We start from the raw sequence: 15573 nt of genomic DNA on the forward strand, positions 1-15573 counted from the left end.
TTTTTTTCAAGTATGTTAAAATTCGCACTCATTATATCCATGAATTAAATCGATGCACGCTTTTATTAATAGTTCTTTGAAAATTGGATCTTTAACCCTACCTCATCGACTTATCCAAGGTCCTTTAGCAGGCTATAGTTGTGCTCCATTTAGAACATTATTTCATAATTATCGCTCACCAGCATATTGTGTGACTGAAATGAGTTCTGCAATGGATATTCTTTATAAGCACTCAAGGAGTTCTCGCTATATCTATAGAGCTCCGGAAGAACAAATTCTTTCTTATCAAATTTCAGGTACAGAACCACATCTTTTGGCGCAAGCGGCACAAAAGCTGCAACTTTATGGTGCTAATATCATTGACATAAATTGCGGTTGTCCTAAGCCTAAAATCCGTAAAAAAGGTGCTGGAAGCGCATTGCTAGAAGCTCCTGACCAATTAGTCAAAATTGTTAAAGAAGTACGTGCGTCAATCACGATACCTTTAACCATTAAAATTCGCATACAAGGGAATGAACAGGATTTAATTTTGGCAAAAAAAATTGAAGAAGCTGGGGCCGATGCATTGATTGTGCATGGTCGTCGTTGGATTGATACTTATGAAGTAACACCTGATTTACGACAAATTGCATGCATCAAGCAACGCTTAATGATTCCAGTTATTGCTAATGGTGATATTCATGATCTTGATAGTTTACAAAAAACTGTGACACTAAGCGGTTGCGATGCTTATATGATATCGCGTGCAGGAAGCGGTAAACCTTGGCTCTATCAAGAACTATTAGAACAACAAAATGTAGCGGTGAGTTTCTCTGAAAAAATTAATCTATTTATAAGACACTTGCAAGGCCTTGCTGCATTAGAAGATGAATATAAAGCTGTTTTACAAAGTAAATCCTTGATACGTTACTATTTTGGAAAAGTGCTTGATACCTCATTGTTGAATTGTTTTTATCAATTAGATTCTTTAGAAAAAATAGCGCATTTTTTCATGTTACTGCAGCAGAGGCAATTGACTGAAAGGGAGATTTAGTAATGGTAAAAAATAGTATTCGGTGGGGAATTATCGGGACAAGTTATATCTCTGATGTTATGGCACGTGCCGTTGAAGAATCTTCTTCGGGTCAATTAGAGGCTATAGGTAGTCGCTCAATAGTGACGGCACAATCATTTGCAGAAAAATTTGCGGTGCCTCATTATTATGATGATTATCAAGCGGTACTTGATAATTCAGAAGTTGATGTAGTTTATATTGGGTTGCCGAATCACTTGCATCAAGAATGGATTATTCGTGCTGCTTTAGCAGGGAAACATATTCTATGTGAAAAACCTTTAGTCATGAATGTGCATGAGCTGCAAGAAGTTATTTCAATTACTGAAGAATCTCAGGTACTTTGTATGGAGGCATTGATGTATCGATGTCATCCTTTGACGCAAAAAATAAAAGAAATTATTCACAATAAAAGCATCGGAGAGGTCAAACTATATAACGCAACTTATACCGCAAACATTGCTGAAATTGCCAATCCTATTGCCGGTGGCTGTATTCGTAATCTAGGATGTTATCCCATTTCGTTAATACGATTTTTAGCTGATGCTGAACCTATTGAAATCAAAGCAATGGGTAGAATAAATCCTAGAAGTAAGAATGATAACCAAGCAAGCATTCTTTTAAAATTTGAAAATAATGCAATGGCAGTTGTATCTACGGCAGATGATATTGAGATGTACTGGAAATTTGATGTTTATGGCACTGAAGGTCATTTGACCGTAGTCACTAATCCTTGGCTTCCTACTCAAGATAACAATCAGCTTTTAATTTACCGACATCATGAACCCACAATGGAAATTCACGTATCGGCGGAGGTTTCTTTATATACATATCAAATTGATTTAATGAATCATATGATTCTTAATGAAGATGCATTAAATTCAAAACGGATATCTTTATTAGAGAGTTATGGAACTATCTCTGTTTTAGAAACTTGGCTTCAGCAAATAAAAACTCAAAATTAATGGCAAGACCTCCATCAACAGGGGGGCCATGTTGATGGAGGCTTAATACTCTTATAGGAATGGATTTCCACTGTCGCGAAAATGACGAAACGCTTAAGCCAATGGCCAGTGTTCCTCCTGCTCGAACACAGCCAGCGAGGCTTGGATCTAATAAAATCCCTATCCCTAATTTAGGTTACACGGGGTTAGGCAAGGTACTATCAGTATTTTCTTGATCCAATTCATCATCATCTTTCACGGTTTTGTTTTGATGGTGTATGTTCACTATACTTGGTTCGGTTGATGGTCGTTGGGGTTGCATTTTTTTTGCGAATAATCCCATTGTTATAACCAGAGTTGTGGCGGCAATTGCAGTAATAACAATTGCTGCAGCCAAAGTAATTGGAATAAGGGGGGGAAATGCAATTGCCAGGATGCCAACTGCCAATGCGCCAACACTGATTCCAGAAAGTGCCCCCAAACATTTCAATTGAAATGAATGATTATGAGAGAATTGGGCATCAAAATTAATCTCATAATTTCTTCTTGTTTCTTTTTGAAAAGCGTCAATGATCTCAGGTTGTTTAATCTTGTTACTGTGTAGCTTATTAACAAGATTAGCTAAAATTTTTATTTTATGCTCATAACTTACATCAACTAATTCTTGATTATATTCATTAATAATGTTTCGGATTTCTCTCGGTAATTCATCAAATTTGGGCTCACCTTTTTTGAAATGAGATAAATAGTTAGTCTCAATTGAATCAAGTGGTTTAGGTGCAATGCCTGCATTTCTCATTAAATCGCGCGCTTTTTCATTGAGTTCCGATAGGGTAGTTTGGACTTTAGCCATATAGGCATCGTATAATGCTGGATCGGTTACGCCAAATTTTTCCAGTTCATTAGTGGAGCAAAAAGCAGTGATGCCACCTTGTTCGAGTAAGAAGCGAGAATATCCAGCGCAATTATGATACCTACTAAAAAATTTATAATAAGTTTCTTTGACTCCTCGATGTACAATATTTTCTGGATCTTCGAATTTTTTTATACCGTTTTCTATTCCTTGTACATTTAATCCGAATAAATTTAAATGTTCAAGGTAATCATCTTTATCATCTAAGGTAAGTGAATTTCCTAACGGTAAAACCCACTCTTTAAGAGGCAACTTACCATACATCGTCTCTTCATCGGCTCCGTCCACGTCAATTCCCAAGCCTTTTTGGCTCTTAAGTTGTTCTACAAATTCTAAAATAATATATTTTTTTTCAATGGCTGTTTTCTCTTCTCGCAGTTTCTCTATCAGAGGTTGCAATGCTTCATATGCTTCTGCTTTTATTAATGATTCAGTGCGTTTTTCTGAACCAGTTTTAGCATCAATCCCTGCTTGTCTGAGGATATCAATGTCATCATCTTCATAACCCTCCTCTAAATCTTCATCATCATCAAATGCATGGTGCTCAATCATGATTTGATAAAGCGCTTTTAGTAACTCAACCTGATCTTCACGAATATAAAGTGAACAATCTTCCCAAAAATCATCAATAAGTGAAGGATGTTTTCGTTTTTTATTATCAAAATAAGTATTAATAAAATCTTTAAGTGTTTCTGGGACAATGTTTGATGTACATTTTAATTCTGGATCGCTATCATGCGTCAGGGCTCGGAATTTGTCAGAATGAAGTCGATTTTCTTCCTCATCATACTTTGCAGAAAATTTGCCATCCTTATAAACATGTTCGCCTTGAGTAACATTAAGTGCAATATGATTCGCGCTCCAATAATATACCGTAACACCTTTCAAGTAGCTCATTTGAAACCCTATAAAATTGTTATGAGGCATTTATTGTATTTGATTTATATTAAGGCAATATGATTAAGGGGTAATAAAAAATACATAGGGTATTCATTTTGAAAAATCAAATAAGAGTATTTTTTGATAAAAAGCATCGCAGTACAGATAAATAAAGATGTTCGTATGGACGGAGCTAGCTAGGTAAGTATACTTCTTCCCCCATCAACTTTAAGAATTTGTCCAGTGATATAAGGATTTTCAGCTAGAGCTAAAATGGCTTGCGCAATATATTCTGGGTCGCCGTGTTTTTTTAATGGTATTTTTGCAATGATTTTTTCCTGTATTTCTGGGCTCAATGCATTGGAACTCTCTGGCCAAATAATTGAGCCCGGAGCAATTGCATTCACTCTGATTTCAGGAGCAAATTCGCGAGCTAAGCTTTTTGTTTGCATTTCCAAGGCAGCTTTACTTTGGCAATAGACAGAATATCCCTTCAGGGGGTTTTCAGCATGGATGTCAGTGATATTGATAATGGATCCAGATTGTTTTGCTAGTAAAGGACGAGCTGCAAGACTTAGCAAAAAAGGAACTTTAACATGAATATCGAACAACGCATTCCAATTTGTTGTGCTAAAGGATGTAATTTCGGTACGTATGAAAAGAGACGCATTGTTAACGAGTAAATCCAAACGCCCAGCCCAATCATTTACTACAGCCACAATGTCTTCAGCAGCGGTAGGTTCAAATAATTCTTTTTGTACCAAAAAAACACTGTTTGCACGTTGAGCATTTAGGTTTTTTGCAAGGAGTTGGGCTTCTGGCAATGATTGATGGCAATGGATAGCTACTTTATATCCTGTAGCATGCAGTTTTTGGACTATTGCGGCACCAACGCGGCGTGCTCCACCCGTAACTAAAGCAAGTTTTGCTTCTTGTGTTTTTTCGAATTTCAAGGTATTTTTCCTAGATTTTTTTAATCATTTCGTTATGAGTATACTACAAACACTGCAAGTACAACTGGCTCAACGACAAGCGATTCCCTTTGTAGAATTCATGCAACTTGCATTGTACGCTCCAGGTGAAGGTTATTATAGTTCAGGATTGCAAAAATTAGGGAAGCATGGTGATTTTATCACTGCTCCTGAATTAACACCTTTGTTTGGTAAAACTTTAGCAAATCAATGTCTGCAAGTGTTCGATGTGCTTGAATCACCCTCACTCTTTGAGTTTGGTGCGGGTTCTGGTGCACTTTGTGTCTCTATATTAGAGCATCTTGCTGCGTATAACTCTTTACCCAAAGCCTATTATATCCTTGAGGTCAGCGCTAATTTATGTCATCGTCAACGTGAGATGATTGCACAAAGAATCCCTCATTTAGCGCATCTTGTCACTTGGTTGGATCGTTGGCCAGAAACTCCGTTTAATGGGGTGGTTTTGGCGAATGAAGTTCTAGATGCAATGCCCGTGCATCGTTTTATGAACACCGAACAAGGGATTATGGAAAGTTATGTGCGTTTAAACGAACATCAACAGTTGATTGAGATTTTCAAACCTTGTCAAAATCAGCGTTTGCAGCACTATATAAATCACAAAATAACCTCGCTAGGTGTCCCTTATCTGTCAGAGGTCAATCTCTTTATTGATGATTGGATTTTAAATACTTACCGTATGCTGAAGCAAGGTGTTGTTTTTTTAATTGATTATGGCTTTCCGCGCCATGAGTATTATCATCCGGATCGAAATCAAGGAACTTTGATGTGTCATTATCAACATCACAGTCATTCAAATCCTTTATTGCATCTTGGAGAACAAGATATTACTGCACATGTAGACTTTACTCATGTAGCAGAGGCTGGGCAACAAGCAGGTTTTCATATTGCTGGTTATACTAATCAAGCCTCTTTTTTACTGGGCAATGGTTTGTTAAGCTTTATTAACTCATTGAATAGTGAATTAGAACAGGTGCGAGCAAAGCAAGCGATAAAACAGTTGATACAGCCTAGTGAAATGGGTGAGTTGTTTAAAGTAATTGCATTGAGCAAAGAGATTGATATTGCTTTCCATGGGTTTCAACTAAATGATAAACGAGTGAGTTTATGAACGAGAAAAAATATCTTACTACGGTAGAATTACAAAAAGAATCAATGAAGTTTTCTGCTGGTCATACTACCATTTTTTCTGCCACAGAAAGAGAACCTTTGCATGGCCATATGTATGGAGTTTATCTCGCATTGACTACCTGGGTTGAAGAAAATGGGATGACTTTTGATTACCGTTATTATAAAGAGCGTATCCATAAATTATGTCGTTATTTGAACCAGACTTTTTTGATGCCGCAATTTTCACCTTTTTTGGAATATGCTGAAGATGAGGCATATTATTATTTTACGTTCAACCATAAAAAAATTCCTTTTCTTAAGGAAGATGTCACTCTATTACCAGTAACCAATATTACTGTTGAAGAACTTTCAAAGTGGTTTGTGCATGAGTTGATTCAAGATAAGGATGAGTTAGATAGGCATCGCATCGAGAGGGTTGTAGTCAAGATTTTCTCAGCTCCAGGACAATCAGCCAGCCATGAATGGCAAAGAGCGGATGAATAAATCTCTTTCGCAATCCGTTACAGAGCTAAAAATGCCAGAAGACATGGAGCGCAGAACTGGGGTGCCTATGAAGTTAGGCGAGGATTCATGCAACTTATCGGCACATCAAATGACAGTTAATACGGTTTATCAAGTGTGTATTCCCCATACTAATCGAGATTATTTTGATTATATTGCAGACGAATTTACTCCATGTATAGGCGCTCGAGTTTGGGTTCCGTTTCGCAGACAAATACGGCTTGGTGTTGTAATCCGCACGAATGAATCTTTGCAGGATAGTGCCTTATTAAAAAGCATCAGTGCTATTATTGATGAAGAGCCTTTAATTGATGAAAAAATATTGACCTTATGTTCCTGGATAGGGAGTTATTACCAATCACCTTTATCGGAAGTACTGCCTTTGGCGCTACCCAAAAAATATCGTTTAGGCCAAGCCTGTCAATTACCTATGGGCGATTTTTATCAATTAGCATTATCTTTGGATGAGGCTAAAAAACGTATTCCTGTTCGTGCACATAAGCAGCTACAGCTTATCGAATTTTTAAGTACTCAAAAAGAACCTGTTGCTCAACGTGATTTAACCCAAAAAGGATTTAATAGCAATCAATTGCGTCACCTACTTGCAGCACAAGTTCTTTCTCTATCGCAACACATCTTACTTCCCCAACCAGCAAAAATTTCACCATTACCGCCCTTGATGCTGAATTCAGAACAAGCAGTTGCTGTCACTGCGATTAAAGAAAAGCTAAATCATTATCAATGCTTTTTATTACAAGGAGTTACGGGTAGTGGTAAGACGGAAGTTTATTTGCAGGTGATCGCTGAAGTTTTAGAGCAAAAGAAGCAGGTTTTAGTTTTAGTTCCTGAAATTGGCTTAACACCACAATTAGTAGCTCGTTTTACAGCGCGCTTTAAATATGCTATTGCCGTGATCCATTCCGGCTTAAATGAATCCGAACGCCAAGTTGCCTGGCAATTGGCAAAAGAAAATAAGGTTAAAGTGGTCATTGGAACTAGGGCTTCTATTTTCACACCAATGCCTGATTTAGGGTTAATTGTAGTTGATGAAGAGCATGATCCCTCATTAAAGCAAATGGAGGGAGTGCGCTATTCAGCTCGTGATACGGCATTAATGCGGGCAAATTTGGCAAATATTCCTATCATTTTGGGTTCAGCCACGCCTAGTCTTGAAAGCATCCATAATAGCAAGCAGAAAAAATATAAATTGTTACGCTTAACTCATAAAGCGATATCGACAACGCCATTGCATTACCAACTCATTGATCTGCGTGCTCAAGTAGTGCAACATGGCTTAGCAACTCCAACTTTACACGTGATTCAAGAACACTTACAGAAGAGAAATCAGGTTTTAGTATTCATTAATCGTCGTGGTTTTGCGCCGGTGTTGTTATGCCATCAATGCGGTTGGATGGTTGATTGTCGTGCTTGTGACAGCCATTTGACGCTCCATAAACAAATAGGGCAGATGATTTGTCATCATTGTGGTTTGACGCAAAAAAAACCAGGGCATTGCTCGAATTGCCAAAGTATGGAGCTGATTCCCGTGGGAGCAGGTACTCAGCGTGTTCATGAATTTTTAAGCATGTATTTTCCTAATATAGAAGTTGTGCGCATCGATCGCGACGCAGTTCGTAAAAAAAATTCCATGAATGAGCATTTGGATAAAATCCATAGTGGAGAGGCTCAGCTTATTGTTGGTACGCAAATGTTGGCGAAGGGCCACCATTTTCCACGTTTATCTTTGGTAGTGGTACTTGATGCTGATGCTGGACTTTACAACCAAGACTTTCGTGCTCTTGAGCATTTAGGGCAATTATTAACTCAGGTTTCAGGACGTGCAGGACGCGCAGATGATGCAGGACAAGTTTTAATTCAAACACATTTGCCGGATCATCCATTACTTAATTTGTTAATTCAGCAAGGCTATGATCAATTTGCAGATGTTTTATTAACGATGCGTCAACAAGCCGAAATGCCTCCGTTTCACTATTTGGCAGTAATTCGGGCACAAGGAAAGGCAGCAACAAATGTATTAAAATTTTTACATGCAGTTAAAGAGCAGATAACAACACATTCCATTATCGTTATGGGACCTGCGCCAGCTCCTATGCCTCGTAAAGCGAATCAATACCGTATGCAATTATTGATTAAATCAGCCTCAAGAAAAGTTTTAAAAAATACTTTAACCCAATTGCGTGAATGGCTCGCAAAAAATAAATTAAGTAATGGTATACGCTGGAATGTAGATGTGGATCCTATAGATTTATCTTAATAAAAAGTCAAATTGGAATCTAAAATGAATGAGCTAAAAGTTGAAATACATAAAAAAGTGTTTTCTATTGCGTGGGGTGATATGGATGCATTAGGGCATGTAAATAATGCACGATATTTTGAGTATTTTCAGGAAGCACGTATTGAATGGTTAAGGGACTTAAATATTAATATGACGGAAAAAACAGGCCCAGTAGTGATTCATGTTGCTTGTACTTTTCTAAAACCGGTGATTTATCCTGCTACGGTTACTTTATGTTCTAAAATTCATAGCCTGGGTAATTCCAGTATGATTATGGATCATGAGCTTTATCAAAATGAAGTACTTATGGCCCATGGCAGTTGTAAAATTGTTTGGGTGGATTATACGCAAAATAAATCAATACCATTACCCGATATTTTTCGTACTCTTTATGCAACACCCCACAATTGAAAAATATTTGGCTCTATCCCTATTTACTAGCTTTGATGGGTATTACATTACCGCTGAATGTGATCTAACAGAAATTCTGTCAGATCACATTCGAGCCGCTATACTTTTATTTTTTGCTCTACCTCTTCTTCTACCTTATCAAGCATCCCTTTGATTCGTCCCAGTTTTTTAGAGGATGTGGTTTCAGGTTTTTTGAAGAATGTATTAACATATCCTGTTTTTGTTGTCGCTACTATTAAAGCAGGGATTACAGTGAGTGCTGCTACAACACCCAATATACTTTTAAGAACAGGATGAATTGTATGCCATAAATCACGGTGTTGTTTAAATTCTTTTGCCGCCTCATTAATACTACCATTGCAAAATTGTTTAAATACTTCAAAGCCTTCTGCAGTAGGTTGCTCAAAAAATACTGCGGCATCCTTTAATTTCCCATACAAATCTAAGGCAACTTGAGTCACGTTTTTGTAGTTTGTATTGTATTTTTGTTTCTTTTGTAGATCCAAAACAATCACGTTAAGTTGTTTTACAAAATTAAAATACTCAATTTTCTGCTCACTTAGTATTTTAGCTCGGGCTTTAGTCGCTGCTTCCTGGGTAATGGGTATGAATTTTTGTTGATGCACTTTATGTGCGTTTAATATTTCTTTATCTAAAGTTTTTTGTGCCATAAAGCTCATAGTTAAAACAATCAGATCTCGATTAATCCAATTAAATGTATTTATATGTGATATAAAAAAATTAGTTACTTACTGATAGCATTGGAAAAATAAATAATTAGAGCGATGCAAATAGTTGTTTTATTGCATGTGAAATATGACTCTCTTTTCTAAGACGTGTGTCATCGTGAGGAATTTTTGAGGGAAGGTTTTTGAATTAAGGTTTCGCGATAGCTGGGTAAGCAATAATTGGGATAAAAGTGGAGAGCCGTTATTGCTTCTCGTTCACATAGATGTAACTATAAATGTTGCGCTTCCGATGTATAATTGATTTTAGATTGTTGTTTGAGGATACCATGAAAAAACAAAGGATTGTACTTAGCTTATTCTGTTCGTTTTATCTCATTTTAAGTTTTGCCGATACCTCATTAAATAAGGAAAAGCAAACAACAGGGGTTAATAATAATCCTCTATTTTATCTTCAAGGTATTTATAGTTATCGAGATTTTAAATTTAAATCAGTTAAGTTTGCGAATTACAATAGTTTTCAAGGTCATTCAAATTTTTATGCATTAGGGGCCAATAATCTGCAAATAATGAAGGGGCTTACGGGAGGTTTATTTATTTACAGGGCAGACATGAGTTTGGATTCTAACGTGCTTATTTTTCCCACGCCGCTTATTCAAACAACCCAATCTATCCATAATAATTCGCTTTTTGGCCATATAACAAAATCAATTAAGCCACATCTATTTGTCGATTTTTATGGTGGTTATGGACAAAATAAGCTGAATTATCTCACATTAATGGCGCCTAATACGCCTAATCAACAAATTGCCTCAGCTACAAATCATAGCAATAACTGGTTTGTAAGTTTAAGTACTTTATATAACACTATTTTTCATAATTTTTTAATTACCGGTGCGTTTAGTGTTTTGCATAACGAAATTAAACAAAATGGATTTACTTATTTTTTTCGCCCTAATTTAGTATCAAATACCATAGCACCGCTAACCAATAAGTCATCATATCTTTTGGAAAATGCGGAAATAGGTTATAAGATCACGCAAATCATAGAGCCTTTTATCAATGGAGGCTTAATTCAAGTTGTTCAGTTTTCAAATAGCCGTCCACTCATTTCAGGTACTTTAGTGAGTACCGCGCCTGAATTTAATTTAAACCAAAATGGATTCCAAGTGGGTGGAGGAGTTAATTTTGCATTGAAAAAGGTAACCCTACGTTTGGAGCAACAATATGTACAACGAGCTAACGTTTATCATAGTAATCTTTCCATAGTTTCATTAAAGATTGCCATGGATTAAGGGAGCTTTCTTTGATTAAAGCAATTAAAAACAGAACCATACAATTTGGTTTGGGAATTTTATGTCTCATTGTTATTCTTGTATTACAAAGTGAACAGCCCTCTTTTTTAAATCGTATTAATGGTCTTATCTATGATTATTTATCCAAGCTGAATTTACATCAGAAAAAAAACTTCCCTCGAGTAGTGATTATCGATATTGATGATTATTCTGTCCAGCGAGAAGGCCGTTGGCCCTGGCCACGCGATAAAATTGCTCTACTATTGAATAACCTAAAAAATCTTGGTGTAAGGGTTGTTGCTTTTGATATAGTGTTTTCTGATGTTGAAAAAAATTATGCCCAGAGTCTAAAAGAAAAAGTAGCTCAATTAGCTTTCACACAAAAGGATATGCAACAGCAAATTATTCACCTATTGAATGAGATAGAACCTTATGTCGATAATGACCAAATTTTCGCCTCTACTTTATCAAGTAACAATGCTGTTCTCGGTTATTTATTACATTATGATGTGCAGGTAAAAAAAGGTTCTTTACCGCAACCTCTTCTTAATCAAAATGCGAAACCTATTGATGCAACAAATTACATTGTCCCTGAATTTCTGGGGTATAATGGGATTTTGCCTTTATTTTTAAAGGCATCTCCTCACGCTGGTTTCGTTTCCAATATTCCAGATCTTGATGGTGTTATTAGACATGGAAGCTTATTAGGAAATTATGCCAATAAATTGTATGCAAACATTGCACTTGCAGCAGCAATGCAATATCTAGCAACGGATCACGTAAAATTGGTGACGCATGCACGTCATGGTAAAGAACTTTTAGATGGGATCACCATTAAAGATATTTTTATACCCACGAATCATAAAGGACAAATACTGATTCCATTTTGGGGATTACCAGGTACTATTGATTATTATTCAGCAAGTGATGTGATACAAAATAAACTATCACCTAACGAACTTACTGGTTCGATTGTGATTGTTGGTTCTACCATGGTACTTTTAGCAGATCTCCATCAAACTCCTTTATCTCAAACTTTTCCAGGTGCTGAAATAAATGCCAATATAATTACGGCAATTTTGACTCAAGAAGCACTGGCCGAATTTAATTGGAATACTGTTACGGGTATACTGGCGATTAGTGTATTAGGTGGTATTTTAGTTATTCTATTTCCTTTTTGCAGTCCTTTTATATTGCTACTTTTTTATTTCCTTATTATTACTTTAATTTCAGGCACTTCCTTTTTATTGTTTCATTATCAAAATACGTTTATTGCACCAGCGATAATATTCTTATTAACTACTTTATTAGCAATTATTAATTTTTCTTATGATTTCATTCTTGAAAAGCGACAAAAAAATAAAATAAAACAATTGTTTGGACAATATGTTCCTCCTTCTTACGTAAAAAAACTCACGGATTCTGAAAATTCCAGTATGGAAGGTGAAACGCGTGAGATGACAGTTTTTTTTGCTGATATTCGTGATTTTACTACCTTAAGCGAGCATTTAGAGGCCAAGGAGATTAAAAGATTATTAAATGAATTTTTTACGCCAATTACTGATATTATTTTTAGTCATAAAGGCACAATCGATAAATATGTGGGTGATATGATCATGGCTTTTTGGGGAGCCCCTTTACCCGATAACGAGCACTGTTATCATGCCATTTCAGCTGCTTTAACGATTAAAGATAATCTAGAAGAAATTAATAAAAAATTATTAGAGGTGAATTTGCCTTACATCAGGATAGGTATGGGACTTGCCACTGGATTAATGGATGTAGGTGATATGGGTTCAGAGTTTCGCCGCTCCTATACGGTTCTTGGTGACACAGTAAATTTAGCCTCACGGTTACAAGATCTAACCAAATATTACCAAATTTCCATTTTAGTTAATGAGTCATCACAAATGCAGGATACTCCTTTTCTCTGGCGTTTAGTCGATCAAATTACTGTGAAGGGACGACATATTCCAGTGAAGATTTATGAACCTCTAGGCTATAGAAAAGAGGCTCCGCCAGAGCTTTTAGCAGAATTGCAAGAGTATGAACAAGGATTAAAATGTTATTATGCCCAAGAGTGGGAAAAGGCAAAAGAACAATTCCTAAAATTACTGGCACAAGATCCTGAACGACGGCTTTATCAGATTTTTTTGCGTCGTATCGAAGATTTTATTCAAAAGCCACCGCCAAAAGATTGGAATGGGGTATTTGTTCATACGCAAAAATAAGTGTTGTTTATTGTTTAATAAATATATTGCTAGGAAAGCAAATGAAAAAATTAATGATTATCTATGTATTCTTCTATTCTATCAATGCAGTTGCACAACCCATCGCTAAAGTATTGAATGTTACCAATACAGCAATTGCTAAAAAGGGTAACATACAACGAATACTATCTCCGGGTTCACCAGTTCATATAGGTGAATCAATCATCACTAAGGCGAATGCCAAAATAGATATTCAATATGAAAATGGTACTCTTGTCGCGATACAAAAGAATTCTAATTATGAAACTGTGGAGTATAAACCGAAGGCCGAATTAAAATTAAAAGCCAAATTAAATACAGGTGCAATTGAATACAAATCAACCGGAAAAAAGAAAGGTCTCATACAAACACCTGTTGTCGCACTTGCTATTCAGGGAACACAATTCAAACTTATTGCAACACCACAAAAAACATATATTCAAGTTACTGAAGGAATGGTAAAAAGTGGCAATGAACTTCTTGGTCCCTCACAAAAGTTTGCTAGCGGTTCGTTTGATAAAAATCAAAAATTTACCCCAGGTCCTATTCCCTGGGATTCTTATAGCAACTTAAGTACTACAAACATGACGCAGCCCACTCAGAACCAGGCTGTTATAATGAGTAATGAAATCAATATGGATTTAGTTGCGAATGTGAGTACAAATGCTGCTGTAGACAGTTTAGTGACTATGCCACCAACCGAGCTCGCAGAGCTTATCATCGGTTGTCAATAGGGCGTTAGAGCTTATTAAATGGGCTCATTTAAAGAGTAATTGAGGTCATTTAAGATGAAACAACTTATAGTGTCACCCACTAAGTTTTATACATCATTACAAGCTCGCTCGGCTTAGTCATTACTTGTGCCTTATAAGTACTTAGTGGGTGACACTATAGAAATCAAAGATTCCCAGTGATTGCAATGCCAGTCGGGTTATTAAATCCACTTCCAGTTGTTCCAGGACAACTCAATGCGCCGGTACTTGGAGTAATGTTACATAAAGATACTGAACTATTCCCACTATTTGCTATATAAGCAATAGTATTTGCGGAATTGATAGTAATGCCAAAAGGCTGATTAAATCCACCTCCTGTTGTGCCTGGACACGTCAAGCCTCCTGTGCTTTGCTCAACGCTACAAAGAAAAACTTCACTAGGACTACTACCTCCAAAACCATTACTCACATAAGCAAAATTCCCGCCGGGATTAAGCGTGATACGATTAGGATGATTAAACCCCCCTGTATATACAGCGCAAGAAGTAAAATTACCAGTACTTTGATCGATAACGCAGGCAGAAATATTATTAGCCAGCTCATTAACTATATAAGCAAAAGTACCTGCTGGATTTACTGTAATGCCTCCAGGGCCGTTAAATCCACTGCCAGTTACACTCGGACAAGTTAGCCCACCAGTAGTTTGATTAATGACACAATGAGAAATGGTATTATTGCCACTATTAGTGACATAGGCCATAGTGCCTGCAGGATTGATAGCAATGTCAATGGGGCTCTGAAAGGCGCCGCCAGTAGTTCCCGGACAATTTAATATTCCTGATGTTTGATCAACAGTGCAAAGGGTAATCAAGCCATTATTTTGATTTACTATATAAGCAAAAGTACCAGTTGGATTAATATGAATGGCACGTGGATTGTTAAAGCCACTACCTGTTGTTCCTGGACAAGTTAATACCCCGGTAGTTTGATTAATGTTGCAAAGAGATACAGTGTTTGCTCCACTATTGGTTACATAGGTATATAAAACTACACAAGTAACGCTTATGTCCGCTACATCTGCCATGACATTTGAACCAGTACCATTACTCACACTACATTTTAGCCCACTAGGTTGTTGCAGTACGGTTACTTCATAGCCTCCACCCTCGGCAACGGGTGTAGAAAATTGAAATGAGGTTGCATTAGCCGCAACGGATAAATTGTCGCTGCCATTATTTTGGAGTACCAAGCCGTTCGCAGTTAATCCCGAAATTGAACCTCCAATTGTATACGTTGTTACACTACAGACAATGCTTATATTGGTCACATTAGCCATAACATTGGAACCTGTAGCATTATCAATGGTACAGGTTAATCCAGTTGGCTGTTGCTGTATGGTGACTGCATAATTCCCACCTTCTGCAATAGGTGTAGAAAATTGAAATGAGGTTGCATTAGCCGCAACGGATAAATTGTCGCTGCCATTATTTTGGAGTACCAAGCCGTTCGCAGTTA

At 36.8% G+C, this 15573-nt stretch carries 13 protein-coding genes; 9 read left to right on the forward strand and 4 right to left on the reverse strand.

The window, feature by feature from the left end; translation table 11 throughout:
- Positions 1-52: 52 nt before the first annotated feature.
- Together Lsan_RS18095 and Lsan_RS18100 are read left to right on the forward strand one after the other, a co-directional pair.
- Positions 53-1033: a tRNA dihydrouridine synthase gene (locus tag Lsan_RS18095; protein ID WP_058515518.1), complete on the forward strand. Its 981-nt coding sequence runs from the start codon at positions 53-55 to the stop codon at positions 1031-1033.
- Positions 1034-1035: 2 nt separating this feature from the next.
- Positions 1036-2016 carry a Gfo/Idh/MocA family protein gene (locus Lsan_RS18100; RefSeq protein WP_058515519.1) on the forward strand — a complete coding sequence of 327 codons (981 nt, stop codon included), beginning with the start codon at positions 1036-1038 and terminating at the stop codon, positions 2014-2016.
- Between the two features lie 175 nt (positions 2017-2191).
- Here Lsan_RS18100 and Lsan_RS18105 read toward each other — a convergent pair whose 3' ends face one another.
- Together Lsan_RS18105 and Lsan_RS18110 are read right to left on the reverse strand one after the other, a co-directional pair.
- A complete protein-coding gene (locus Lsan_RS18105) occupies positions 2192-3805 on the reverse strand; it encodes a hypothetical protein (RefSeq protein ID WP_058515520.1) in 1614 nt (537 codons plus the stop codon).
- A gap of 179 nt (positions 3806-3984) precedes the next feature.
- Positions 3985-4740, reverse strand: a complete 756-nt coding sequence (locus Lsan_RS18110) for a pteridine reductase (RefSeq protein WP_058515521.1) — start codon at positions 4738-4740, stop codon at positions 3985-3987.
- A 34-nt stretch (positions 4741-4774) separates the two neighbouring features.
- On the opposite strand from Lsan_RS18110, the gene Lsan_RS18115 reads away from it, so the two are divergent.
- From Lsan_RS18115 to Lsan_RS18130, 4 genes are all read left to right on the forward strand, one after another.
- Positions 4775-5887 carry a class I SAM-dependent methyltransferase gene (locus Lsan_RS18115; RefSeq protein WP_058515522.1) on the forward strand — a complete coding sequence of 371 codons (1113 nt, stop codon included), beginning with the start codon at positions 4775-4777 and terminating at the stop codon, positions 5885-5887.
- Positions 5884-6390 (forward strand): 6-pyruvoyl trahydropterin synthase family protein, encoded by a 507-nt coding sequence (locus Lsan_RS18120; RefSeq protein ID WP_058515523.1) that lies wholly within the window; start codon positions 5884-5886, stop codon positions 6388-6390. The genes Lsan_RS18115 and Lsan_RS18120 overlap by 4 nt, the downstream gene beginning before the upstream one ends.
- Positions 6391-6457: 67 nt before the next feature.
- Complete coding sequence (locus Lsan_RS18125) at positions 6458-8683, forward strand: primosomal protein N' (protein ID WP_058516079.1); 2226 nt, start codon at positions 6458-6460, stop codon at positions 8681-8683.
- A gap of 24 nt (positions 8684-8707) precedes the next feature.
- Complete coding sequence (locus tag Lsan_RS18130; RefSeq protein WP_058515524.1) at positions 8708-9115, forward strand: acyl-CoA thioesterase; 408 nt, start codon at positions 8708-8710, stop codon at positions 9113-9115.
- A gap of 98 nt (positions 9116-9213) precedes the next feature.
- On the opposite strand, the gene Lsan_RS18135 is transcribed toward Lsan_RS18130, so the two are convergent.
- Positions 9214-9786, reverse strand: coding sequence for a hypothetical protein (locus Lsan_RS18135; RefSeq protein WP_058515525.1), 573 nt, complete (start codon positions 9784-9786; stop codon positions 9214-9216).
- A 344-nt stretch (positions 9787-10130) separates the two neighbouring features.
- Between Lsan_RS18135 and Lsan_RS18140 the strand changes: the two genes are divergently transcribed.
- The 3 genes from Lsan_RS18140 to Lsan_RS18150 are packed head-to-tail and all read left to right on the forward strand — an operon-like array spanning position 10131 to position 14079.
- Positions 10131-11096 carry an autotransporter outer membrane beta-barrel domain-containing protein gene (locus Lsan_RS18140; RefSeq protein ID WP_058515526.1) on the forward strand — a complete coding sequence of 322 codons (966 nt, stop codon included), beginning with the start codon at positions 10131-10133 and terminating at the stop codon, positions 11094-11096.
- A gap of 11 nt (positions 11097-11107) precedes the next feature.
- A complete protein-coding gene (locus tag Lsan_RS18145; protein ID WP_237762203.1) occupies positions 11108-13327 on the forward strand; it encodes a CHASE2 domain-containing protein in 2220 nt (739 codons plus the stop codon).
- 41 nt (positions 13328-13368) lie between these two features.
- A complete protein-coding gene (locus Lsan_RS18150) occupies positions 13369-14079 on the forward strand; it encodes a FecR domain-containing protein (RefSeq protein WP_058515527.1) in 711 nt (236 codons plus the stop codon).
- Between the two features lie 163 nt (positions 14080-14242).
- Here the strand turns inward: Lsan_RS18150 and Lsan_RS18155 are convergent.
- Positions 14243-15573: lactonase family protein (locus Lsan_RS18155; RefSeq protein WP_157068333.1), on the reverse strand; the 1331-nt coding region annotated here is incomplete at its 5' end.

It is taken from the genome of Legionella santicrucis (genome assembly GCF_001468135.1).
Taxonomy (GTDB): domain Bacteria; phylum Pseudomonadota; class Gammaproteobacteria; order Legionellales; family Legionellaceae; genus Legionella; species Legionella santicrucis.

Excerpts from the sequence above, each read along its gene's own strand:
- Lsan_RS18095 (WP_058515518.1), top strand. The coding sequence starts at position 53 with ATGCACGCTTTTATTAATAGTTCTTTGAAAATTGGATCTTTAACCCTA.
- Lsan_RS18100 (WP_058515519.1), top strand. The coding sequence starts at position 1,036 with ATGGTAAAAAATAGTATTCGGTGGGGAATTATCGGGACAAGTTATATC.
- Lsan_RS18105 (WP_058515520.1), bottom strand. The coding sequence starts at position 3,805 with ATGAGCTACTTGAAAGGTGTTACGGTATATTATTGGAGCGCGAATCAT.
- Lsan_RS18115 (WP_058515522.1), top strand. The coding sequence starts at position 4,775 with ATGAGTATACTACAAACACTGCAAGTACAACTGGCTCAACGACAAGCG.
- Lsan_RS18120 (WP_058515523.1), top strand. The coding sequence starts at position 5,884 with ATGAACGAGAAAAAATATCTTACTACGGTAGAATTACAAAAAGAATCA.
- Lsan_RS18125 (WP_058516079.1), top strand. The coding sequence starts at position 6,458 with ATGAAGTTAGGCGAGGATTCATGCAACTTATCGGCACATCAAATGACA.
- Lsan_RS18130 (WP_058515524.1), top strand. The coding sequence starts at position 8,708 with ATGAATGAGCTAAAAGTTGAAATACATAAAAAAGTGTTTTCTATTGCG.
- Lsan_RS18135 (WP_058515525.1), bottom strand. The coding sequence starts at position 9,786 with ATGGCACAAAAAACTTTAGATAAAGAAATATTAAACGCACATAAAGTG.
- Lsan_RS18140 (WP_058515526.1), top strand. The coding sequence starts at position 10,131 with ATGAAAAAACAAAGGATTGTACTTAGCTTATTCTGTTCGTTTTATCTC.
- Lsan_RS18150 (WP_058515527.1), top strand. The coding sequence starts at position 13,369 with ATGAAAAAATTAATGATTATCTATGTATTCTTCTATTCTATCAATGCA.